This window comes from Mesorhizobium sp. RIZ17 (genome assembly GCF_051127865.1).
In the GTDB taxonomy this organism is placed as follows: Bacteria; Pseudomonadota; Alphaproteobacteria; order Rhizobiales; family Rhizobiaceae; genus Mesorhizobium; species Mesorhizobium humile.
This window is the reverse complement of sequence record NZ_CP147861.1, coordinates 3,857,852-3,880,041: the sequence shown is the minus strand read 5'-3', so window position 1 is coordinate 3,880,041 and position 22,190 is coordinate 3,857,852. Positions and strand designations below refer to the sequence as shown.

Genomic DNA, 22,190 nt, shown 5'->3' with positions numbered 1-22,190 from the left:
GCGATATTCCAATCCTTATTCGGTCCGTTACCAGGCCGTGTAGCCGCCATCGATCGACAGGATCGCGCCGGTGACGTAGCTCGACGCCGGCGACGCCAGGAACAGGATCGCCGAGGCGATCTCCTGCGGCGTGCCCAAGCGCCCCATCGGCGTCATGTCGATCCAGGTGTTGAAGAGTTCGGGACGCTCGCGCATCTTCAGCGTCATCTCGGTGCCGACATAGCCCGGCGCCAGCGCGTTGACGCGCACGCCCGATTTCGCCCATTCGACCGCGAGCGCCTTCGTCATCATGTGCACGGCGCCCTTGCTCACCATGTAGGACGGCGCCGTCTGCGGACGGTTGATGATCAGGCCCGACATCGAGCCGAGATTGACAATCGAGCCCTTGGTGCGGGAGACCATCGAACGGCCGAAGGCGCGCGAGGCCCAGTAGACGCCGTTGACGTTGACATCCATCACCAGGCGCCATTCCTCGTCCGGTGTGTCGAGCGCGGTGTTGAGGCGGGCGATGCCGGCGCTGTTGACCAGGATATCGACCTTGCCGAAATCGGCGACGATCGCAGTTGCCATCGCCTCGACGGCCTGCGGGTCGGTGACATCGAGCGCGCGGCCATCGACGCTTGCGACGCCGGCGGCCTTGAGCGCTTCGGCGGCGGCCTTCAGCCCATCCGCATTCATGTCGAGCAGGATGATATCCGCGCCGCAAGTCCCGAGCGCCCTGGCGGCCTCGAGACCGATCCCGCTGGCGCCGCCGGTGACGACGGCAACCTCGCCTGCCAGGTCGAATTGCGACCGGTAATCCATGCACGTCCTCCATCAGGACGGACTTGAGCGCGGGCAAAACTCCGCCCTCGCCGCCGAAGCAGCGCCGCAAGCCGACTGGTCCTGATAATGCCTCCGGGTCAGGCTCCTCCCGACCCCATGACAGGGACGTTACAGAAGCTTCCCGGGTCCGTCAATCTGGTTATAACCAGAAAACGGAATCTTTTTTGGATGAGCGCAAGTCAGGTGCGATCGACGCCGTTCACGGTCGCCGACGGCTGCTCGACCGCCATGTGGATGCGAGCGACGGAGGAGTTGTAGAAGGCCTCGTAATATTCGAGCGCGGCGCCATCGGCGTCATAGGCGATCGACTCGATCTCGATCAGCGGCGTGTTGGCGGCAACGCCCATCTCGTCGGCCTCTTCCTTGGTCGGAAGGGCCGCGCGCAGCCAGCGGTCGGCGCGTTTCACCGTCAGGCCGAAGACGGCGCGGATGGTGCCGAAGATCGACTGGTTTTCCGACAGGATGTTCTCCAACCCGGGCACCCTGTGCCCCGGCAGGCTGATGCGCGTCATGGTGATCGGCGCGCCGTCGGTCATGTAGACGCGGCAGATCCGGACCACGCTGCCATTGGCGGGGATGCCGAAGACCTTCGATTCCTTCTCGCTCGGCGGACAGCGGTAGATCTCCAGCGTTCGGGTCGAGACCTTGTGGCCCTTGGCGGTCAGGTCGTCGAACACGCCGAGATTGGCGGTCATGAAGTCGACATGCTCGCGGGGAGCGGCGACGAACATGCCCTTGCGCGGCATCTTGATGATGCGGCCTTCGTTCGACAGCGAGCCGATCGCGGCGCGCACCACGGGACGCGAGACGCCGAAGAAATCGCAAAGCGCCTGTTCCGAGGGAATGCGCGAATTGGCGGCAAGCAGGCCGGTGTTGATCGCTTCCTCGACCTGGTTGCGCAACTGCACCCAGAGGGGTGCGGCCTCGTCGCGGTTGAGCTGGACCTTGGAACCTATCGAGCGGAAAGCCTCGGCCGCCTCGGCATCTTCCTGGTCGTAACGAGGACGCCCGCGCATTCTGGTTGCTTGTTCCATTCGGTCCTGCCGCAAAAATCATTTGCCGCGACTCAGGAAGCGGCAGCGCCTCCTTAACGGAGACCGCCCGCCATTTTCACGCTCTCCGGCAAGTTTCGCAACCATAGCATCGCGGCGGCCCCCAGAACCGGTCCGGGAACCAAAAGCAGGAAGGCCCAGCGCCAGCCGCCGATGAAATCGGCGAAACGCGGCGTCAGCCAGATGGCTAGCACCGTCAGCGCGAAGCCCAGTCCCAGTTGCACGGACAAAGCGGTGCCGACGAAGCGGCGGTCGGCAAGCTCGGTGACGGCAGCGGAGAACTGCGCCGAATCGCCGACGACCGAAACGCCCCAGACAATGGCCACCAGCATGAACAGCCAGAGCGGGCCGGTGAAGAGAAAGCCCATCAGCAGCGCGCAGCCGCCCGAGACGAGCATCATGCCGGCGGTGGTGACGGTTCGGCCGATGCGATCCGACAGATAGCCGCCGAGCAGGCAGCCAAGGATACCGGAGGCCACGACAAGGAAGGTCGCGAGCGACGCGGTGGCGGCGGTTCCAATCGCCTGCGCCTCGAAAGCGGCGCGCGTATAGGCAAGCAGCCAGGCCCACATGGCATAGAGTTCCCACATGTGACCGAGATAGCCGAGATTGGCTAATAGCAACGGTTTTTCGCGGAACACCTGGCCGATGCGCGAGGGCTCGAACACGGCCTTGCCGAAGGGATAGGGCCCCTCCTTGGCGAACAGCAGAAAGAGCAGCGCGCCCGCCGCCGTCGCCACGCTGGCGGCGGCGACCACCGGCTGCCAGTCGAGCGCGGTCGAGACGGCGCGGAAGAGATGCGGCAGCGCCGAGCCGACAGTCAGCGCGCCGATGACCGCGCCGAGCGCCAGCCCCCTGTCGCGCGTGAACCAGGTGGCGACCAGCTTCAGCGCCGGCGGATAGACGCCGGCAAGTGCCACGCCGGTGGCGATGCGCGCGGCGATCACGCCGCCCGGCCCGGGATGAAGCAGCAGCGTCGCGTTGGCTAAAGCAGCGACGAGTGCCGCGGCCGCCATCAGGCGGCCGAGCCGCACAAGGTCCGGCAGATTGACCAGGCTCGCCGCCAGCGCGCCGATCACGAAGCCGACCTGGACGCCATTGGTCAGCCAGGCCTCGGCGCTGGCGCCCAATGCCAGTTCCTGCTTCAGCTCGGGAAGGATAGCGGTCGCCGAAAACCAGGTGGTCAGCGACAGGACGACCGCCAGGCAGAGCAGCGACAGCACGCGCCAGCGCTCGCTGTCGGCCACCATGCCGAGCCGGCCGCCCCCGACCGTGCTCATACGCCTTGCAGCGGAACGGTGAAGACCGTGGCCGTGCCGGTGAGGCAAAGCTCGCCCTGGCCGTTGCGTACGCTGGTCTCGATCTTGCAGATCGGCTTGTCGGGCCGCACTTCCTTGACCTCCACGCGTCCGGTGATCTCCTCATCAACGCCGACGGCCTTGACGAACTTCCAGGCCACTTCGAGGAACACGGTTCCAGGGCCGGGAAGATCCTCCGCCACGAGTGCATTGAGGATGCCGGAGGTGACGCCGCCCTGGACGATCAGCTTGCCGAACACCGACTTCTCGGCTAGCGCGCGGTCGTAATGCAGCGGGTTGCGGTCGCCGGTGATGTCGGTGAAGGCTTCGATGTCGCTGATGCGCGTGCGCCGCGTGCGCTCGGCAAAGGCGCCGACCTGCGGGCGGCCTTTCACGACACCCACCCAACCGTCTTTTGTCTCGGTGCTCATTTCGGCTTCTCCTCTGCTCCGGGTTCGACTGGTTTGAAAGCCGGCAGGACTCGGCCGCCGATGGCTGTCGGCGCAAGCCGCAGCATGTCCCCGACGTGTAGCGGTTGTGTGCCGGCCAGGATGAAGCTCAGCATCGTCGGGCCTTCGGCCAGTTCGACCAGCCCGACCACGTAGGGTGCTGCCGGCAGCCAGCCGGGATGGCCAGGCTTGTGTATTTCCGAAAAGGACTTGAGCCGTCCCCTGCCCGACGCGTCTTTCCAGACCAGGCGCCTGCTCCAGCAATTGGGGCAGATCGGGCGCGGGTAGAAGACGGCCTTGCCGCAGTCCTCGCAATGCTGGATGGCCAGCCGCCCTTCGGCGGCGGCATCCCAGAACGGCCGGGTAAGCGCGGTAATGGTCGGGCCGGCGATCTTCAGCGTGTTCAAATCGACTAGCATCAGGCGGCTCCCAGCACGAGCGCGGTCGCTTCGCTCATCGTCGCGCCATTGCCGGTGACCAGCGCGAGCCCGGCCTTGGCGATCTGGCGTTCGCCCGCCTCGCCGCGCAGCTGGCGCACCGCCTCGACGACATGGGTCATGCCGCCGGCGAGGTCCGGCTGGCCGAAGCCGAGCTGGCCGCCATGCGTGTTGAGCGGCTTGTCCCCCTTGTGCGAAAGGTCGTGGTCGCTGAGCCACGCGCCGAACTGGCCCGGAGCGCAGAGGCCGGCATCCTCGATCGTGGTCGCGACCATGATCGTGTAGCAATCGTAGAGCGACAGGAGATCCATCTCCTCGGCTCGCGTGCCGGACTGTTGGAAGGCGCGCGCCATGGCGCTCTTCAGCGGGCCGGAGGTGAGGTGTGGGGCCTGGCTGACCGCGCGATGCGTGACCTTTTCGCCGGCGCCAAGCAGATGGACAGGCGGCTTGCGCAACGACCGCGCGCGTTCGGCCGAGGTGACAACGACGGCTTCGCCGCCGGCGACCGGCATGACGATTTCGAGAAGATGCAGCGGCGAGGCGATCATCGGCGAGGCCAGCACCGCCTCGACATCGGCCGGCTTGCCGAAGAAGATAGCGTCGGGATTGAGCTGCGCATTGGCGCGCGCCGCCGCGGCGATCATGGCGAAGTCCCGGGCGGTCGAACCGTATTCAGCCATATGCGCCTGCATCAGCAGCGCGTAGGAGATGTTAGCGCCCGAGGCGCCGAACGGCACGTCGAACTCGCGGATCGGGTTGCGGTTGGGCGAGCGGGGCGCCGTCTCCTCGCGGTTGTTGGCGAGCACGCACAGCACCGCCTCGCACATACCGGCCTCGATCGCTGCCGCCGCGCGCCAGATCATGCCGGCACCGGACGCGCCGCCGAGATCGACGACATTGGCCATGGTCGGCGCGAGGCCGAGATACTCGGCGATGGTCGCCGGAACATGCTGCGGCGTCTCGCCGACCTGCGGCCCGACCAGCAGCCCGTCGATCGCCGTCGGCTCCAGCCCGGCATCGAGTACCGCCAGGCGCGAGACCTCGGCGATCATCTCGAGCGTCGTCACACCGCTGGTCAGGCGCTGCGGCTTCAACTCGCCGATGCCGACGATTGCTCCCTTCGACTGGTTCATGCCGCCTTGCTCCGGTCGAGCGCGCGGTATTCCTCCAGGCACGCCGGATTGGCGAGCGAAGCCATGTTCTTGACCGGCTTGCCTTCGAGCGTGGTGCGGGCCGCGCCCTCGACGCGCTTGCCGTTCAGCGTATAAGGCACGGCCCGCACGGCATGGATGCGATGCGGCACGTGGCGCGGCGAGGCGCCTTCGCGGATCGCGCGGCGGATTTGCGCGGCAAGCTCGGGAGTCAGCGCATAACCGTCACTGAGCTTGACGCAGAGCACGATTTCCTCGTCGCCCTCGACCGGCGCGCCAAAGACCAGGCAATCCTCGATCTCGGCGAAACCTTCGCAGGCCGCGTAGATCTCGGCCGTGCCGATGCGCACGCCACCGGGCTTCAGCGTCGTGTCCGAACGGCCATGGATGACGGCGGAGCCGTGAGCGGTCATCTCAGCGACGTCGCCATGCGTCCAGATCTCGCGGCGCGCGGCGAAATAGGTAGCGTGATAGCGCGCGTCGCCGTCCTTGCCCCAGAAGGTCAGCGGCATCGACGGGAACGGCTCGGTGCAGACGAGGTCGCCCTGGCGGCCGACGACCGGCGCGTTGCGCTCGTCCATCACGGCGACGGCGAGGCCAAGCCCTTTGACGGTGAGCTCGCCGCGCCGCACGGGATGGATCGGCGATCCAAGCAGGAAACAGCCGATGATCTCGGTGCCGCCCGAGATCGAGGCGAAGATCATGTCGCGCTTCACATGCTCGTAGACCCAGTCGAACTGGCCGGGCGAAACCGGCGCGCCGGCCGACAGCAGCGAGCGCAGCGACGAGAGGTCGTGCAAGCGTCCCGGCGCGTAATTTTCGGCGGCGAGCGTGGCCAGATATTTCGGACTGGTGCCGAAATGGGTGACGCGGGCACGCTCGGCCATCGTCCAGAGCGGGCTGGGGTCGAGGCCGTCGGCCGATTTCAGGATCGGCGCGCCGTCATAGAGCACCACTGTCGCGTGGCAGGCGAGGCCGGAGATCAGCCAGTGATACATCATCCAGGCGGTGTTGGTGTACCAGCTCATGACGTCGCCTGGGCGAACATCGCCATGCAGCAGGTGTTCCTTGAGATGCTGGAGCAGCACGCCGCCGGCGCGGTGGACGATCGCCTTCGGCGCGCCTGTCGTGCCGGAGGTGTAGAGCACATAGGCCGGATGGTCGAAGGGCACGCGCTCGAAGACGAGCGGGGCGTCGCTGCCGAAATCGTCGAACGAAATGCAGTCCGCCGCGCAGTCCGGCTTGGCGCCCGGCTCGCCGGTCAGCACCAGCGTCGTCACCGTCGGCATTGCGGCGACGATCTCGGCCAGCCTGTCGGAGATGTCATGCTCCTTGCCCGCATAGCGGTAGCGCGGCGCGGCGAACAGCACCTTGACGCCGATCTGGCCAAGGCGGTCGACGATCGCGGCGGCGCCGAAATCCGGCGAGCAGGACGACCAGACGGCGCCGACCGACAGAGCCGCCAGCAACGCCACGAGGCCTTCGACACGATTGGGCAGGATGCCGCCGACGCAGTCGCCCTTGACGACGCCGGCCGCGCGCAGGCCATGCGCCGTTCGGGCGACGAGACGGCGCAGTTCGCCGAGCGTGACGGAGCGGAAATGGCCGCTCTCGTCGGCCTCGATCAGAACAACCCTCTCCTCGTCACCGCGCAGCAGGTTTTCCCCGAGATTGAGCGAGGCTTCCGGCAGGAAGCGGCTCCCGGTCATCGGCGCATTGTCGTCGCGCTGGAAGGAGATCGCGCCCGGATCACCGATCACTTCGGCAAAATCCCACACTGCCCGCCAGAACGCGCCCGGATCGCCGATCGACCAGCGGTGCAGCGTCTCGTAGTCGCGCGGGTCGAAGCCGTTGGCTGTCGAAAAGCGCGCAAGGTTGGACGATTGGAACGCGGCCGGCGCCGGCGTCCAAAGCACGGATGACATGGATTTCCTCCCGCAACGCAGGCCGGGCTCGATGCCGCGACCTTGCCTGCCGATGCATTTCAGATTATTGGTTATAACCAGAATGTCAAGCGAGGATCGCGGCCATGAGGACCGCGCCGGCGGAGGAGCAGACCATGGATGCCGTGCATATCGTTGCCGCGAAGCGGACGCCCATCGGCAAGCTGAACGGCGCGCTTTGCGACCTCTCGGCGGCGGAGCTGGGCGGGCAGCTTATCCAGGCGATGCTGGCTGATGCGCAGCTCGCGCCCGATGCCGTCAGCGAGGTGATCATGGGCCAGGTGCTGACCGGCGGCGCCGGGCAGAACCCGGCGCGGCAGGCCGCGCTCAAGGCAGGCTTGCCGGTCGGCGTTCCCGCCATGACTGTCAACAAGGTGTGCGGCGCCGGCCAGAAGTCGATCCATCTCGCTGCCCAGGCCATTCGCTGCGGCGACGCCGATTGCGTGATTGCCGGTGGGCAGGATTCGATGACCTCGGCGCCGCATGTCATTCACGGCGCCCGCGCCGGCATCCGCATGGGCGACCGGATCGTCAAGGATTCGATGATCACCGACGGGCTGTGGGACGCCTTCCATCAGGTGCATATGGGCGTGACGGCGGAGTCGCTGGCGCAGCGCTACCAGATCACCCGCGAGGAGCAGGACCGTTTCGCGCTGCGCTCGCAAGAAAAGGCCGACACGGCCATCCGGGCCGGGCGGTTCGACGAAGAGATCGTCCCGATCTCGATAAGGACCAGGCAGGGCGATCGCGTCATCGACCGCGACGAGCATCCCAATCCGACAACGACAATGGAAGCGCTAGGCAGGCTGAGACCTGTCTTCGATACGGCGGGAACGATCACGGCCGGCAACTCGTCGGGCCTCAACGACGGCGCCGCGGCGGTGCTGGTGATGTCGGACACGCGGATGCAGGAACTCGGCCTGACGCCCCTCGCCCGCATCGCCTCCTACGCCTCCGCCGGCGTCGAGCCGATGGATATGGGGCTCGGCCCCGTCGCGGCCTCGCGCCGCGCTCTCGACAAAGCCGGCTGGCGCGCGTCCGACCTCGACGTGATGGAGATCAACGAGGCTTTCGCCGCGCAGGCCATCGCCGTCAACCACGAGATGGGCTGGAACGAGGACATCATCAACATGAGCGGCGGCGCCATCGCGCTCGGACATCCGCTGGCCGGTTCCGGCTGCCGCATCGTGGTGACGCTGCTCTACGAGATGATCCGCCGCGATGCGCGCAAAGGATTGGCTTCGCTCTGCATCGGCGGCGGCCAGGGCGTGGCGATCTGCCTGGAGCGGTGAGCACGGGCGATTGCGTTGGCTGGTACCGCGCTCAACTTGCTGATGAATCCTCACCTGCCACGGCATAGGTAAGCAAGACGCCGTCAGAGTCAGTCGCGAGATTTGCATCCGGCTGCATGGCGACAAGCGCTACGCTCGAGACAGCGCCATCGGCGACATTCCGTGTGTCAGTCCGGCGATGAGGACAGTCCCGCGAGAAGCGGCGCGTAGGCGGCGAGCCTGCGGGATATGAACTCAGTGAAGAGCCGCACGCGCTTCGTCTTGCGTGCCTCGCCCTGTGTGAGAAGCCAGAGCGTTCCGTACATGTGCAGGCCGGTGCCCGGCACCCTTGCGAGCAGCGGGTCGGCATCGCCGACGAAGCACGGCAGTGTCGTCATCCCCACCCCTTGCCGTACGGCAACGATCTGCGCCTCGCCATCCGTGGTCCTGAAAGGAACCCCTGTGGCACGAACCTCACCCTCGCGGACCCAGTCCGGGATGCCATGAACGCTTATGACGATCCACCGGATGGGATCCGGCGCGCCCGCGCGCCACGCGGCCAGTCGATCGCGAGACATGTAGACGCCGCCGAACAGCTCCGGCCCCTTCAGGCCGTGAAGATTGAGCGGCAGGGTCTTGCGGTCGTAGACGACGCGGATCGCGACATCGGCGTCCCGGTTGGTCAGATTTGCCAGCTCGCCGGACGACAAGATTTCCATCTCGATGTCCGGATGCAGACGCGCGAAATCGGTGAAGTCCGACATGAGCAGGTGTGTCGCAAGCGTAGGCGCCAACGTCACCCGCAGGAGCCCGCGCACGCCCTGGTCGCGACCGAAAACGCGCGTCTCGAGCTGGTGCGACGAGGCTTCCATCTGGTTCGCGAGCTCGAGGACCTCCTCGCCCGCGGCCGTCAGGCGGTAACCAGAAGGCAGCTTTTCGAACATGTGCGCCGCGAGGCGTTCCTCGAGCTGAGCGATGCGTCGCAGCACGGTCGAGTGATTTACCCCGAGACGCCCGGCGGCAGCCCGGACTGAGCCGCCGCGCGCGACGGCAAGAAAGTAGCGAATGTCATCCCAGTCGATCATGGTGCAATCCGGCACCGTGCGGTGCGTCTTCCAAAGCCCGTCTCCGATACCGTCGAATAGCGTCGTCCTCGGACAAGTCGGGTGATGACTTTTGCGCTTGGGGCCGTTGCTCACGCCGGACATTCCTTGGCTGAAGTTATTAGCTCGCCTGGTTCGATTTTGCACCACCGATGTGCGGACTTCCGCACTGAAAGCCTGACGCAGCCGGACCCATTTCAACCTCGACACGATCCCCGGACGAATGCTCGGGGCAACGAGGAAAGCCGAAAGGAGAAGTCATGGGAAAGCTCGATGGTAAGGTTGCAGTCGTCACGGGTGGGTCGAGCGGCATGGCGCTGGCGAGCGCCAAGCGGTTCGTCGAAGAAGGCGCCTATGTTTTCATCACGGGCCGGAGGCAGGAGGCGCTCGATGAGGCGGTGAAGGCGATTGGCCGCAACGTGACCGGCGTGCGCGCCGACTCTGCCAACCTGGCGGACCTCGACCGCCTGATCGACACGGTCAAGCGGGAAAAGGGCAAGATCGACGTCCTGTATGCGAGCGCCGGCATAGGCGAAGCCGTCCCGCTGGGCGAGATTACCGAGCAGCATTTCGATGCGGCCTTCGGCCTGAATACGCGCGGCACGCTGTTTACGGTTCAGAAGGCGTTGCCGCTGTTCAACGATGGCGGATCGATCTTCATGACCGGGTCAGTTGCTTCGGTGAAGGGCTTCCCTGGTTACAGCGTGTATGCGGCGAGCAAAGCGGCGTTGCGTTCATTCGCACGCACTTGGCTCAACGAACTGAAGGGCAGGAATATCCGGGTGAACGTGTTGAGCCCGGGTCCGATCGCCACACCGATGCAGGACCAAGTTCTCACCGAGGAGGCGAAGCGGATGTTCGAATCCCTGATCCCGCGGGGAAAGATGGGGCGTGCCGAGGAAATTGCGGCGGCCGCGGTGTTTCTTGCTTCCGACGATTCCAGCTTCGTAAATGGGGTGGAGCCGTCCGTCGACGGCGGCTTTTCGGCCATCTGAAATCGCGCCTGATCGCCGGAACCACCCATGGCGAAAAGACTTCCGCGCCGAACGCCCGGCCCGGCTGCGCGGAAGTCGTTCGTGACGGGACGTCTGCGCAAAGATCGCCCCACACAGCGGAACGGATAACCCAGCGCCATTGAAGGCCGGGGAATCAACATCAACACGGATCGGAGAAACATTATGAGCTACGCGATTGTAGGATTCGGCAAGATAGGCCAGGCCCTCGCCCACGCCTTCGCCCGCAAAAACATCAACGTGGCCGTCGCGAGCAGACGGCCACCCGAGGCGTTGGCGCCGCAGGCCGAGGCGATTGGACCCACGGTCGTCGCCATGTCGCTGCGGGAAGCACTCGAGGCTGACACAATCTTCCTGGCGGTCCCGTTCGGGGAGCACCGCGAGGTCGCGAAGGCCCTGCCGAACTGGAAAGGCAAGACGGTCATCGACGCGACGAACGCGTTGGTTCCCCCTGAGGAGCTGGACGGTCTCCCGTCCTCCGCCTTCGTCGCGAAGGCCTTCGCCGGCGCCAGGTTCGTGAAAGGTTTCAATCACCTGATTGCGGCCACCCTGGCTGCCGATCCGGTCGTCGAGGGCGGCCACCGGGTCGTCTTCCTGTCGAGCGACGACGAGGACGCGGTCGCTCCCGTGGCGGCCTTGGCCAAGCAACTCGGGTTCGCACCCGTCAAGCTGGGAAAGCTCAACGAGGGCGGCGCGCTGGTGCACGCACGCGGCCGCGTTTGGGGCCAGCTCATCTTCCAGGATTTGTTCAAGAAGGAGCAGTGACCGATCTGGCGCAAGGGCGAATCCACGGGTCGCTCAGCATCTATCGAATGCTGGCGATGGCCTAGGATTCGCCCGGCTGACCCCTGCTATCCGCTGCGTGATGCTCCCATCATTCCCGCTCAATTGTTTTTGACCCAGCTAAAATATTGAGCCGACGCCGAAGCCCCAAGGCCGGACGCCCGCAAGGGTTCAGACAACAACGAACGAAGATGCCGTGAGCGAGAGATGCGGAGCAAGGGTAGCGAACTGGACCTGATGGGCCGCACCGCTGCCGTCGCTGTCGAAGGAAAGGGCTCCGGTCGAACTGTTGTAGATGATGTGGTCGGTACCGGCGTGCGCGCTCGCGCCGATGTGCAAATCCTGCATCGGGAGGGCGCCGGCGTGAAGGCCCGCCAACACGCTGTGGTCCAGTTGGATCTTGTCCTGGCCAACGTTGAAGTCGGTTACCTTGGCGATGTTGTCGGCCTTCAGAGCCGAGTTGAAAACGAAGACATCCTTGCCCCCGTTCCCGGTCAACACGTCATGACCGCCGCGGCCATTGATGACGTTTGGCCCGGCATTGCCGTCGATAGTCTGGGCCGACGAGTTGCCGCTGAGGTTGATTGCCGTCGTGCCTGAGCGGTTCGTGGTAGCCAGGTGCTCGATTTCCGAACCAAACAAAAGCGCGTGGCTGACCGAGGCGAGCACAGTGTCCGTGCCGCCGTGGATCGCCTCGAGCACCCTGTCGCCGGCATTATTGACATAGTAGGTGTCGTTTCCGGCACCGCCGACCATCGTGTCTGCGCCCGTCGTTCCGTGAAGGACGTTATCGCCAGGGGTGCCGTAGATCGTATGGCTGGTGGTTGCGCCTGCAGGCGCAGATGAAGTGCCAGTGCTCGATGACGCGGACGAGGTACCGGTACCGGAGGATGTGGATGTACCGGTGCCGGCGGGTGTGGATGAAGTACCGGCGCTCGACGACGTAGGCGGCGTGGTCGAGGAGGTATTGTGCTGCAGGAAGACGGACTGCAGAGCCTTGTCGTTTCCAAGCGACGTGTCGCCCTGTTGCGAACCCCAGGCATAGGCATAGTCGAAGGCAGGCGACGGCGCCAGCTTGGCCCAGTGGTCCATCATGGTCTGCTCTTGGGCCGCAGTGGGCATCACATATTGGCCGCCCGTGTCGGTCGTCCAGGAGCCGCCTCCAAACGCCTGATAGACCGGAACGATCTGGCTGGCCGGGACGCCCGATGCCACCGCCGCGTTCGCGGCCCTGTCGATCATGTTGTAGTCGATCGTGCTCGTACCCGTGCGCACCGGATAGGGATCCACGCCGTAATAGTCGATATGCGTGTTGGCGGGATTGTAGGTGTTGGAAAAATCCGGGTTCGTGGAGGACCCCATGTTCATCATTGTGATGAAGGTCTTGGCGCCAGGCACGTTGGCATGAATCCAATCCGACTCCGCCTTCAAATTGGCAGCGGATGCGTAGGTGCCCCACTTGCCGGTGGGATCCGGCTCGTCGGCAAGGAAGAAGCCGTACAGGTTCGGATTGCCGATGAAGGGGGCCACCTTCTGGGTAAACGATGATGTGGCGCCATTCACCTCGTTGAGCCAGACCAGGCCCTTCTGGCCGGCCGGCAGCGCGTTGAGCTGGTCGACAGATTGAACGTCGACAAGATTGAATCCGGCAGCGGCGATGGGAGCGCCCAGTCCACCGGATCCTGATGTGTAGTGGAGAGTCATCCGATTTCCTTCATAGTTCGGACCCCCGGGACGCCCACCTACTCGAATGCCATATTGGCCTCAAATCAAATACGGATGTCTCTCGTTCAGAATAATTGATCGGCCAATGGCTCCGCTTCCAAAGGTCGGAATTCCAATGGCGGTGTCGTCATGCCGTAAAACGGCAGCTTTCATGGCGTCTATCGTCCAGGCATATTCAGCACTCTGTAGCGATAGATCGATTTCGGCTGCGATCATTCTACGACTTATACGAGTATTAACCTTGATCAACTGCGACATCGAAACGAGTAACTGTCGACGATGTGTCGCGTTTGAATGCTCGACGGAGCCGACTGGCCAGGCGTTTCGGTATTGCGCTCCAAGCTGGGACGTCGCGGATTACCTGCCGTGACGTAAAACCCGCTCACGTCGGCCGGCTATGCTCGCGGCCTGTCTGCCGGTTGCCGGCAAATGTGATTTGCCGGCAATGGCTGGGCCACGATGCCGCGAGCATGCCGTGATCGCATCCCCGCCCTGAGGTAAGGCGCTGGCCGAAGGCTCACACAACAACGAACGATGACGCCGTGAGCGAGAGGTGGGGCGCAAGAGTGGCGAACTGGACCTGATGAGCGCTTCCGGTGCCATCTACGTCGAACGATAGTGCTCCGGTTGAGCTGTTGTAGATGATGTGGTCCGTGCTGTCATGGGCGCCCCTCCCAATGTGGAAGGCACCGGCTGGCAAGGCACCCGTCTGAAGCCCCGCGAAAACGCTGTGGTCGAGTTGGATCTTGTCCTGGCTGACGTTGAAGTCGGTTATCGTGGCGACATTGCCGGCTTTAAGAGCCGAATTGAATACGAAGACGTCCTTGCCGCCATTTCCGGTCAGGACGTCAGCGCCGCCGCCGCCGTTGATGATGTTGGCCCCCGCATTGCCCTGGATCGTCTGGGCGAATTCGTTGCCGGTCAGGTTGATTGCCGCGGTTCCGGAGGGATTCGTGGTAGCCAGGAGTTCGATCTCCGAACCCGGAAAAAGGGCATAGCTCACCGAGGCAAGGACCTTGTCGGTTCCACCACCGATCGCCTCGATCACCTGGTCACCGCTGTTGTTGACATAGTAGGTATCGTTGCCAGCACCGCCGATCAGCGTGTCGGCGCCGGTTGTTCCCTGAAGCACGTCCGCGCCGGGGGTGCCGTAGAACGTGCCGCCTGTGGTTGGGGGTGGTGTCGTGGTCGAAGGCGATGTCGTGGTCGGAGGCGGAGTTGTTGTCGAAGTGGTGGTGGTCTGCGTATTGTGCTGGAGGAACACGGCTTGCAGCGCCGAATCGCTTCCGAGCCCCGTGTCGCCCTGCTGCGATCCCCAGGCATACGCGTAATCGAAGGCAGGTGAGGGAACCAGCGCGGCCCAGTGATCCATCATCGTTTGCTCTTGGGCCGGAGTAGGCATCACATACTGGCCACCGCTGTCGGTGGTATAGGTGCCACCGCCAAACGCCTGATACACCGGCACGATCTGGCTGGCCGGTATGCCCGACGCTTCGGCCGCGGCCACGGTCCTGTCGATCATGTTGTAGTCGATCGAGGTCACGCCGGTGCGTACCGGATAGGGATCCAGCCCGTAGTAATCGATGTGCGAGTTCGCCGGATTATAGGTGTTGGAAAAGTCCGGATTCGCCGACGATCCCATGTTCATCATGGTGATGAAGGTCTTCGCGCCCGGCACGTTTGAATGGATCCAGTCGGATTCCGCCATCAAATTCGACGCGGTTGCGTAGGTGCCCCACTTGCCGGTCGGATCCGGCTCGTCGACGAGGAAGAATCCGAAAAGATTCGGATTGCCGATGAAGGGCGTGACTTTCTGGATGAAGGAGGACGTCGTCCCACTGTACTCGTCGAGCCAGACCAGCCCCTTCGATCCGGCCGGAAGCGCGTTGAGCTGATCAACGCTTTGAACATCGACCAGATTGAATCCGTCGGCGGCAATAGTCGTACCCAGCCCGCCAGATCCGGACGTGTAGTGGAGTGTCATGCGACTTCCCTTTGTCTGATTCGAGAAGCCCCCGACGGCTGCGTAACCGACGCCTAAATTAGCTACAAGTAAAAATAGATGCGCTTTCGGTCAGAGTTGTTGATAACGATGCCGGCGCGACGAGACGTCGCGCCTCCGTTCATTTCTCCGTCGAGCGGCCTGGCTGCCGGGGCCGCACGCGCCCAGGAGTCGGGAGGGCCATGCCGCGCCCCTTTTCGGTTCTTACCCACCAAAACTGTCACAGCGTATCGCCGCATCGGAGCAAGGCTCCCTGCTTCATTTAAACGGACGAGGACAGGAGGCAAGCCTGCCCTTAGCGTGAGCTGGGTGACATTCGGGCGGAAGCATCGCGAACCGGCAATGAGAGCAAATCCAAACGCCTGCCACGTCGTGCGCCCGAGATGCCTTGCGCTCTCGGGAGGGGCAAGATGAACCCCCATCTGGTTTGCGTGGGAGGCGAGGATCACCCTCTGCGTATTCCGTTCCTTCTATCGCTGCGCGAACAGGGCTTCAGGCTCACCGCGCTATCGAGCGACGACGGAACCGCATTTTCGCGCCACGGAATTCCTCATCGTCACATCAGGTTCGATCGATTTGCCAGCAGCGGTGCGGAATTGAGCACACTGCGCTCGATCCGCGGACTGATGTCTGAACTCCGGCCGGACATCGTGCAAAGCTTCGACACCAAGCCCAACTTGCTGACGCCGCTGGCAGTACGAGGCCAAGTGCCCGTTGTGCGCACGATCAACGGCCTTGGCTGGACTTTCTCCTCACTGGAGCCACGGGCGCTCGCCCTGCGTCCAGTCTTCTGTAGTCTGCAGTGGCTTGCTTCTTTCTGGACAGCCGTGACTGTCTTCCAGAACCGGGATGACCAGGCTTTCTTCGAACGCTGGCGGTTGATCGGCAAGAGCGCGGCGCGGTTGATAGCTGGTTCAGGTATCGACGTGGAGGCATTCGCGACAGTGCGTCGTTGCGGGCCTTCCGCGGCGACGATGCGCGAGCAGCTTGGGCTGCACTTCGCCGAGGTCGTGATGTTCGTCGGCCGGCTGACCCGCCAAAAGGGGATTCCGACCCTGCTTGAAGCAGTTCCCCGCATTCTTAAAGAAAGGCCCAACGCGCGTTTCATTCTTGTCGGCCCGCGCATGTCCGAAGGTCCATTTGCCGTCGCCAAAGCCGACATCGACAGATACGCTCCCCATGTACTCGCCCTTGGACCGAGAACGGATATTCCCGCCCTGCTTGGCATGGCCGACCTTTTTGCGTTCCCTACGCAATATCGGGAGGGTATCCCGCGTGTCCTGCTGGAAGCCGGACTGGCCGGATTGCCAATCGTCGCCTCGAGGATGCCCGGCTGCAATGACGTGGTCGAAGATGGGTGGAACGGCTATCTCGTTGCGCCGCGCGACGTGAACGGCTTTGCATCCAGAATAATCGATCTCCTGTCAGATCGCGCCCGCGCCAAGACCATGGGCGACCGGTCGGTCGGATTTGTGCGAGAGCGGTTCGCGCTTTCGGGTGTCGTCGATCAGTATTGCGACCTTTACCGGCGCATCCTTTCTGGCGCGATCCAGACAGGCTTGCCGGGCCAGGCGACGGCAAGGGATCCAGGAAACCGCCAGCTCAGCGAGGCGCCGCAATGATCCGCGACGCGCTCCTGGCCTGCGGCGTCGCAATGGCATATGCGACGCAGCTCGACGTCCCGAGATTGCCGTTTGGATATGGCGAACTGTTCCTCACGCTTTGGATCGTGCTGTCGCTCTTGAGGGTACTTGCAGGCGGCCGCCTGGAAGCAACGCCAGCCCTGGCCAAGCTTGCAGCCTTCTGGCTGGTCCTGACTTTTGCCCTGGGATTGGGCACCATCGTCGGCTTCATGACAACTGTCCTCTACGTGGATCCGCTGCTGCACGACACGGTGGCTTATGCGCTGCTGATCTGCGTCACCTGTCTGGTGGCCGCGGAGCCCGATGCCGATGTCCGATTGCGCCGGAGCGCGTGGTGGGTGATCGGCATCGCGAACATGTGCTTCGTCATTCAGGTAGGCGTCGGTTGGGGTTGGATACATCAATCCGGCGTCGATCCCTGGTATTGGGATCGGTTCCGCGGCTGGTCCGAGAACCCGAACCAGCTCGCAATCTATTGCGCGCTCTTCGGCCCGCTGGCCCTGCACCTTACGACCACCACTCGCAGTCGGTGGGGCCGGCTGCTTGGAACAAGCTGCCTAGTCATTACCTTCTATGTCGGCCGGCTGACGAAAAGCGACACCTATCTCTACACAAGCATCGCGACCGGTCTGATGTTTGTTGCGCTGTGGACCAGGACATGGCTTGCGACCGGGCGCGCCGACAAAAGCCTGTTCCGACAGGTTATGCTCGTGCTGCTGATAGGCTCCCTTCCGCTGGCGATGTCGCTGAGCCCCTACGCCCTCGCTGAGGCCGGCCACGCGGCAAATTATGCCAAGAGCCTCACCAAGGACAAGGGTGGAGAAGCGACCGAAGAGACCGCCGCGCTTCGTCTTTTTCTTTGGGGCGAGGCATTGGAGAAGGGAGCGACAGCGGGATCATTGGGTCTAGGCCCGGGACCGCATCTCGAACGTCCGCCTATCGTCGACAAGCAATTTCTGCCACGCCCCTTCGAAGCCCACAGCACCGTTATCGATCTCTACCTGCAAGGTGGGCTGGTCGCTGTCCTCGCCCTCGCCTGGATCGTCAGCTCGGCTGCGCTCTCGGCGTGGCGCGCGAGGGCAGACGCCCTGCTGGTGCTTATTGCGTCGATCGTCATTTTCGGCTCTCCGCACCTGATCATCCGCCACCCGATTGTGTGGTTTGCGCTGACCATGTCCCTTGTCGCCAGAACCAATCAGGCGGTTCCGGCGACCGTTCGTTCCAAGGAATACTAGGATGTGCGGGATTGCCGGAATTCTTCTTGCTCCCCATGCCCTCGATACGAAGCCGCTCAGGGCGATCGGGCCGATGACGACGGCCCTTCGCCAGCGCGGACCGGACGGGGAAGGATTCTGGATCGACCGCCAGGCAGGCGTTGCGCTGGGCCACCGGCGACTGGCGATCGTCGATCTGTCGGAGACGGGTGGCCAACCAATGCGTTCGGCAAGCGGCCGGTATGTCATCACCTTCAATGGCGAGATATACAACTTCTGCGATCTGCGCCGTGAGCTTGAAGCGGCGGGCGGGTCCTTCCGTGGCACCGGCGATACCGAAGTCATGCTGTGCGCGATCGAGAAGTGGGGTCTCGACGCAGCCGTTCGACGTTTTGCCGGCATGTTCGCGTTCGGGCTGTGGGATATGCAAACCCGGACGCTGCACCTCGTCCGCGACCGGATGGGCAAGAAGCCGCTCTATGTCGGCCTGACACACGAAGCGCTAGTCTTTGCCTCGGAACTGAAGGCGATCACCTGTTTCCCCGGCTTCCGCGCGGAGCTGGATGAAGACGCGGCGACGATGATGCTGTCGAAAGGATGGGTGCCGGACGGCTATTGTATCTGGCGAGCGGCGTTCAAGCTGCCGCCTGGTTCGACCATGTCGGTGAATTTGGCGGATCTTGCCAATGCGCGCAGCGTCGGTGCCCTTGCCCAACGCGTTCGGCACTGGTGGTCGCTCGCCGAAATTGCATGTGCAGGGCAGCGGGAGCCGGCCATCGGCAGCGACGAGGACCTCACAACCGAGCTGGACCGCCTGCTTCGCCTCGCAGTGCGCGAACGAATGATTGCGGATGTGCCGCTTGGCGCCTTCCTGTCGGGCGGCATAGACAGCTCGACTGTCGTCGCCCTCATGCAGGCGCAATCCATGAAGCCGGTGCGAACTTTCACCATCGCTTTCGACGAAGGAGGGTTCGACGAAGCTCCGCATGCCGCGACCGTGGCGAACTTCCTGGGCACGGATCACACCGAGCTTCACCTGTCCGCCGCCGTGGCGCGGGAGGTCATACCGGAACTGCCGCGGATCTGGGACGAGCCGTTCGGCGATGAATCGCAGATTCCGTCGCTGCTCGTGTCGCGCCTCGCCCGCCGGCACGTTACGGTGGCTCTGTCGGGTGACGGCGGCGACGAGTGCTTCGCCGGCTACTCCAGGCATTTCCTGGTGAGCCGCCTGACGCGCCAGCAGCACTTCCCGTCACCGCTTCGCCGAGCGATAGCCGCAGGTACGGGTCTGCTTGCCCGGGCTTCGCTCCACGATCTGGTCGGGCGCCTGCCGCTGCCGACGGGCTTGCGGCATGCGCTGCGAAGCGATCGCTTGCATCGCCTCACAAGTCTGCTCGAAGCAGCGAGCGAGGATGACCTGCTGCAACGGCTGACGAGCCCTTCGACCGGGACCCTGGCCCGTCGTCGGCTAACCATGCCGAGCTCCGGCTTGCCGCGGCCCGATGACCTGTTGTCTCGTCTCCTGCTTGACGACATGGCCGGCTATTTGCCCGGCGATATTTTGGTCAAGCTCGACCGCGCCAGCATGGCCAACGGCCTCGAGGGTCGGTGTCCGATCCTTGACCATCGCGTCGTTGAATTTGCGTGGCGCCTGCCGGCTGGCACCAAGGTTCGGAACGGCAAGGGCAAGTGGATCCTTCGCCACCTGCTGGGCCGCTATTTGCCGCGGCAGATGATTGATCGGCCGAAGCAGGGCTTCGACGTTCCGGTTGGCGCCTGGCTGAGAGGACCCCTTCGCATGTGGGCCTCGGACTTGATTGCCGACGCGCGTCTGTCCGGCGCCGGGCTACTCGACTTTGCCAAAGTGGACGCCTGCTGGCGGGATCATCTCGACGGCAAGCAGGACCGCGCCCGCGATCTGTGGCCAGTCTTGATGTTCGAGGCGTGGCGTAGCCAGGCGGCCCGGTCGATCGCATCCGACGCAAGCCGGTCTCAAGAATACGCGCTGCAGGGTGATTGAGATGGTCAACCAAGTTCAACTTCTAAGGCCGAAGCCGGCGGCGGCGCCGACGCACGACGCCAGGCCACGGCGGCTGGCCCTCGAAAAGATGAACGATCCGACGCCCTTGCAGCAGGTGCTGGTGACCGTTTGGAGGCAGAAATGGCCCATCCTCGGCATGGCCATTCTAGGCGGCGTCCTGGCCGGATTTGTCGGGATGATGCGCCCTCCCCTCTATGAGGCGAGCACACAAATGATCGTGGACCTGCCCGGCAGCCCTGGTCCCGCCGCGAGCGCGCCACAGGATATGCTGGCTGCGACCGTCGATGGCCACCTGACTGTGCTTTCATCGGAAGCGCATTTGAGGAATGTGCTGATGGCTCTGCGCGCGGCGGATGCCGATCACCCTCGCACGCGCCCGGTCCCGGCCGCAATCGAGCCGAATTCCATGCGCGGTATCATTCACTTCATGGCGCAGAAGACGCAGGCGTCGGCGAGCAGTCTCTTGTCCTGGGCCTGGTCCGGTGGCCGACAGGATGCGGCCGCAACCTCGGAAACAGCGGACGCGGCGGCGCTCAAGGCGCTGAAGGACGGCCTGAGAGTCGGCCAGGAGCTCCGCTCCCGGATCATCGGCATCGCTTTCACCGACCGCGACCCGGTGCGGGCCGCGCAGGTCGTCAACGCGGTGGCCGGCGTCTACATCGGGATGATTGCACTGCAGAACCGCGCCTCCGATCAGCACGAACTCGCCTTGATCGCCTCCCGCTTGCCTGAAATGCAGGACGAACTGGGGCGAGCCACCGAGCAGTTGCAAACATATCGGCTCACCAACGGCGCTTCCGACCGAGGAAGCCTCGACGACGGCGGTCGCGAGATCGCTGGTCTTGGACGGCAGATGTCCTTGGTCAAGGCAAGCCTGGCCGAGGTCGAGACGCGGCTCCAACGGGCTCGCGGCCTGCGCACAAGCGGCGTGCAGGCTCAGGATTCGGCCGAGGCAACCGGGGCGCCTGCGACCATTGACCCTGCCACGGGCACGGCCGCTACCGGCACTCCCTCGACAAACGAGATCGACGGGCAGATCGCCCGGTTGGATGCCGAGCGGCAGGTCTACCTGGGCCAGATAGCGTCGCTGCAGGAACAGAGCGACGCTCTCAAAGCCGCGGCGGCCGACGTCGCAGGCCACCTTTCAGGCTTGCACGCGCTCGAATTGAAGGTCGACGTCATCTCTCAGCGCTACAATGAATTGTTGGCCCGCCAGCAGGATCTGCAACAGCGCATCAAATTCCCCCGGCCGGACGTCGCCGTCCTATCCGAGGCGCGGCCGCCGATGCGCCCGGTGACGCTGTCGCCGGTCTTTCTGGTTCCGCCGGGGATGATCGTTTTCGGCCTCGCCACCGCCGTTTTCGCACTCGCATGGCGGTACTTCGACAGAACCCTGCGCAGCGAAGCTGAAGCCGAGGCTGCGCTGGAGATCCCATGCGCAGGTCTTCTTCCAAAGGTCGCCCGGCCAGGCGCGAGGCAGCTTTGCAGCCTGCTGCTGGGGCAGCACCGGGCTCCTTACACACGAGCGGTCGGTTCGCTGCTGATTTCCCTGGCCAAAGCAAGGCTGCGCCGGCCCGGCGTCATTCTGATACTTCCGAGTGACGAGGACGAGGACAAGACTGTGCTTGCATGGAGCCTCGCACTGACCGCGACCCGGCTTGGCGAACGGGTGCTTTTCGTAGACTTCGATCAGCAGGAAAAGCACATCACGCGCGCGTTTCGGACCGAATTCAGCACGTCCAGAAACGGCAGTTCCGTGGCCAGCTTCCTTGTCGGCAACCGCTCTTTGCCCGAAACGGTGGAAGACATGGCGGAAATCCATATCGACTTCATGCCTGCGCCGCCGATTTCGAACGACCTGCTCCACCTCGTATCAACGGTGGACGGGGCAAAGGTCATGGACAGCTTGCGTGAGAAATACACTCTCGTGGTCCTGAACGGCCCATCCGGGCTGGCGAGGCCGGAAGCGAGATTGCTGAGCAGTTGGGCGGACGCGGTGCTTCTGGCGGTGCGTTGGGGCAAGACGCCGCGGGACATAGCGCGCAGCGTCGTCGAGTTCATCGGCGTCGAGGACCTCCCCTGGAATTTGCCCGCATCCCTCGTCAGCGTTCTGACGCAGGTGAATCTCAAGCAGCACGCCGGCTACCGGTTCGGAGACAGCGCCGGTCTTTTGTTGCCGGCCGCTGGCGCAACCGAACCTGATCGGGAATGAAGGAACAATTGCAATAGGGCCAGGCCAC

Annotated in this window: 18 protein-coding genes; 7 read left to right on the top strand and 11 right to left on the bottom strand. The window is 64.1% G+C overall.

All coding sequences use genetic code 11. The annotated features are described in order from the left end of the window. Positions 1 to 27 precede the first annotated feature (27 nt). From WDX12_RS18510 to WDX12_RS18480, 7 genes are all read right to left on the bottom strand, one after another. Positions 28 to 804, bottom strand: coding sequence for an SDR family NAD(P)-dependent oxidoreductase (locus WDX12_RS18510; RefSeq protein ID WP_434721521.1), 777 nt, complete (start codon positions 802 to 804; stop codon positions 28 to 30). A 200-nt stretch (positions 805 to 1,004) separates the two neighbouring features. Then, entirely contained in the window at positions 1,005 to 1,841 is an 837-nt protein-coding gene (locus WDX12_RS18505) for a GntR family transcriptional regulator (protein WP_320294526.1), read from the bottom strand. Between the two features lie 71 nt (positions 1,842 to 1,912). Further along, positions 1,913 to 3,157 carry an MFS transporter gene (locus WDX12_RS18500; RefSeq protein ID WP_434721520.1) on the bottom strand — a complete coding sequence of 415 codons (1,245 nt, stop codon included), beginning with the start codon at positions 3,155 to 3,157 and terminating at the stop codon, positions 1,913 to 1,915. Next, complete coding sequence (locus WDX12_RS18495) at positions 3,154 to 3,606, bottom strand: MaoC family dehydratase (protein WP_434721519.1); 453 nt, start codon at positions 3,604 to 3,606, stop codon at positions 3,154 to 3,156. The genes WDX12_RS18500 and WDX12_RS18495 overlap by 4 nt, the downstream gene beginning before the upstream one ends. Further along, positions 3,603 to 4,043, bottom strand: coding sequence for a Zn-ribbon domain-containing OB-fold protein (locus WDX12_RS18490; protein ID WP_434721518.1), 441 nt, complete (start codon positions 4,041 to 4,043; stop codon positions 3,603 to 3,605). The genes WDX12_RS18495 and WDX12_RS18490 overlap by 4 nt, the downstream gene beginning before the upstream one ends. Beyond that, positions 4,043 to 5,194: a thiolase family protein gene (locus tag WDX12_RS18485; protein ID WP_434721517.1), complete on the bottom strand. Its 1,152-nt coding sequence runs from the start codon at positions 5,192 to 5,194 to the stop codon at positions 4,043 to 4,045. Before WDX12_RS18485 ends, WDX12_RS18490 begins: the two co-directional genes overlap by 1 nt. Further along, the gene (locus WDX12_RS18480; RefSeq protein WP_434721516.1) at positions 5,191 to 7,137 is read right to left on the bottom strand and encodes an acetoacetate--CoA ligase; all 1,947 of its coding nucleotides are present in this window, start codon (positions 7,135 to 7,137) and stop codon (positions 5,191 to 5,193) included. The genes WDX12_RS18485 and WDX12_RS18480 overlap by 4 nt, the downstream gene beginning before the upstream one ends. Before the next feature lie 104 nt (positions 7,138 to 7,241). Here WDX12_RS18480 and WDX12_RS18475 point away from each other — a divergent pair, with 104 nt between their 5' ends. Continuing rightward, positions 7,242 to 8,447, top strand: coding sequence for an acetyl-CoA C-acetyltransferase (locus WDX12_RS18475; protein WP_434721515.1), 1,206 nt, complete (start codon positions 7,242 to 7,244; stop codon positions 8,445 to 8,447). A gap of 167 nt (positions 8,448 to 8,614) precedes the next feature. Here WDX12_RS18475 and WDX12_RS18470 read toward each other — a convergent pair whose 3' ends face one another. Next, a complete protein-coding gene (locus tag WDX12_RS18470) occupies positions 8,615 to 9,511 on the bottom strand; it encodes a LysR family transcriptional regulator (RefSeq protein ID WP_434721514.1) in 897 nt (298 codons plus the stop codon). A gap of 278 nt (positions 9,512 to 9,789) precedes the next feature. On the opposite strand from WDX12_RS18470, the gene WDX12_RS18465 reads away from it, so the two are divergent. After that, entirely contained in the window at positions 9,790 to 10,524 is a 735-nt protein-coding gene (locus WDX12_RS18465; RefSeq protein ID WP_434721513.1) for an SDR family NAD(P)-dependent oxidoreductase, read from the top strand. A gap of 183 nt (positions 10,525 to 10,707) precedes the next feature. After that, positions 10,708 to 11,307, top strand: coding sequence for an NADPH-dependent F420 reductase (locus WDX12_RS18460; protein ID WP_320294502.1), 600 nt, complete (start codon positions 10,708 to 10,710; stop codon positions 11,305 to 11,307). A gap of 189 nt (positions 11,308 to 11,496) precedes the next feature. Here WDX12_RS18460 and WDX12_RS18455 read toward each other — a convergent pair whose 3' ends face one another. The 3 genes from WDX12_RS18455 to WDX12_RS18445 all read right to left on the bottom strand — a co-directional run bounded on the left by WDX12_RS18455 (position 11,497) and on the right by WDX12_RS18445 (position 15,034). Then, positions 11,497 to 13,029 (bottom strand): M10 family metallopeptidase C-terminal domain-containing protein, encoded by a 1,533-nt coding sequence (locus tag WDX12_RS18455; protein ID WP_434721512.1) that lies wholly within the window; start codon positions 13,027 to 13,029, stop codon positions 11,497 to 11,499. A 60-nt stretch (positions 13,030 to 13,089) separates the two neighbouring features. After that, positions 13,090 to 13,266 (bottom strand): hypothetical protein, encoded by a 177-nt coding sequence (locus WDX12_RS18450; protein ID WP_434721511.1) that lies wholly within the window; start codon positions 13,264 to 13,266, stop codon positions 13,090 to 13,092. A 301-nt stretch (positions 13,267 to 13,567) separates the two neighbouring features. Then, a complete protein-coding gene (locus WDX12_RS18445) occupies positions 13,568 to 15,034 on the bottom strand; it encodes a calcium-binding protein (RefSeq protein ID WP_434721510.1) in 1,467 nt (488 codons plus the stop codon). Between the two features lie 428 nt (positions 15,035 to 15,462). Here WDX12_RS18445 and WDX12_RS18440 point away from each other — a divergent pair, with 428 nt between their 5' ends. From WDX12_RS18440 to WDX12_RS18425, 4 genes are read left to right on the top strand one after another with little or no spacing between them, the layout of a single operon-like run. Further along, positions 15,463 to 16,674: a glycosyltransferase family 4 protein gene (locus tag WDX12_RS18440; protein WP_434721509.1), complete on the top strand. Its 1,212-nt coding sequence runs from the start codon at positions 15,463 to 15,465 to the stop codon at positions 16,672 to 16,674. After that, positions 16,671 to 17,930, top strand: coding sequence for an O-antigen ligase family protein (locus tag WDX12_RS18435; protein WP_434721508.1), 1,260 nt, complete (start codon positions 16,671 to 16,673; stop codon positions 17,928 to 17,930). The genes WDX12_RS18440 and WDX12_RS18435 overlap by 4 nt, the downstream gene beginning before the upstream one ends. 1 nt (position 17,931) lies before the next feature. Beyond that, positions 17,932 to 19,929 (top strand): asparagine synthase (glutamine-hydrolyzing), encoded by a 1,998-nt coding sequence (gene asnB / locus WDX12_RS18430; RefSeq protein ID WP_434721507.1) that lies wholly within the window; start codon positions 17,932 to 17,934, stop codon positions 19,927 to 19,929. A gap of 1 nt (position 19,930) precedes the next feature. After that, the gene (locus WDX12_RS18425) at positions 19,931 to 22,162 is read left to right on the top strand and encodes a GumC family protein (RefSeq protein ID WP_434721506.1); all 2,232 of its coding nucleotides are present in this window, start codon (positions 19,931 to 19,933) and stop codon (positions 22,160 to 22,162) included. The last annotated feature ends 28 nt before the right edge of the window (positions 22,163 to 22,190 follow it).

Bases quoted from the DNA above. Each gene is read 5' to 3' on its own strand.
- WDX12_RS18500 (WP_434721520.1), bottom strand. From the start codon at position 3,157: ATGAGCACGGTCGGGGGCGGCCGGCTCGGCATGGTGGCCGACAGCGAG.
- WDX12_RS18505 (WP_320294526.1), bottom strand. From the start codon at position 1,841: ATGCGCGGGCGTCCTCGTTACGACCAGGAAGATGCCGAGGCGGCCGAG.
- WDX12_RS18435 (WP_434721508.1), top strand. From the start codon at position 16,671: ATGATCCGCGACGCGCTCCTGGCCTGCGGCGTCGCAATGGCATATGCG.
- WDX12_RS18470 (WP_434721514.1), bottom strand. From the start codon at position 9,511: ATGATCGACTGGGATGACATTCGCTACTTTCTTGCCGTCGCGCGCGGC.
- WDX12_RS18480 (WP_434721516.1), bottom strand. From the start codon at position 7,137: ATGTCATCCGTGCTTTGGACGCCGGCGCCGGCCGCGTTCCAATCGTCC.
- WDX12_RS18460 (WP_320294502.1), top strand. From the start codon at position 10,708: ATGAGCTACGCGATTGTAGGATTCGGCAAGATAGGCCAGGCCCTCGCC.
- WDX12_RS18465 (WP_434721513.1), top strand. From the start codon at position 9,790: ATGGGAAAGCTCGATGGTAAGGTTGCAGTCGTCACGGGTGGGTCGAGC.
- WDX12_RS18495 (WP_434721519.1), bottom strand. From the start codon at position 3,606: ATGAGCACCGAGACAAAAGACGGTTGGGTGGGTGTCGTGAAAGGCCGC.
- WDX12_RS18450 (WP_434721511.1), bottom strand. From the start codon at position 13,266: ATGATCGCAGCCGAAATCGATCTATCGCTACAGAGTGCTGAATATGCC.
- WDX12_RS18475 (WP_434721515.1), top strand. From the start codon at position 7,242: ATGAGGACCGCGCCGGCGGAGGAGCAGACCATGGATGCCGTGCATATC.
- WDX12_RS18455 (WP_434721512.1), bottom strand. From the start codon at position 13,029: ATGACTCTCCACTACACATCAGGATCCGGTGGACTGGGCGCTCCCATC.
- WDX12_RS18510 (WP_434721521.1), bottom strand. From the start codon at position 804: ATGGATTACCGGTCGCAATTCGACCTGGCAGGCGAGGTTGCCGTCGTC.
- WDX12_RS18440 (WP_434721509.1), top strand. From the start codon at position 15,463: ATGAACCCCCATCTGGTTTGCGTGGGAGGCGAGGATCACCCTCTGCGT.
- WDX12_RS18425 (WP_434721506.1), top strand. From the start codon at position 19,931: ATGGTCAACCAAGTTCAACTTCTAAGGCCGAAGCCGGCGGCGGCGCCG.
- WDX12_RS18490 (WP_434721518.1), bottom strand. From the start codon at position 4,043: ATGCTAGTCGATTTGAACACGCTGAAGATCGCCGGCCCGACCATTACC.
- WDX12_RS18445 (WP_434721510.1), bottom strand. From the start codon at position 15,034: ATGACACTCCACTACACGTCCGGATCTGGCGGGCTGGGTACGACTATT.
- asnB (WP_434721507.1), top strand. From the start codon at position 17,932: ATGTGCGGGATTGCCGGAATTCTTCTTGCTCCCCATGCCCTCGATACG.
- WDX12_RS18485 (WP_434721517.1), bottom strand. From the start codon at position 5,194: ATGAACCAGTCGAAGGGAGCAATCGTCGGCATCGGCGAGTTGAAGCCG.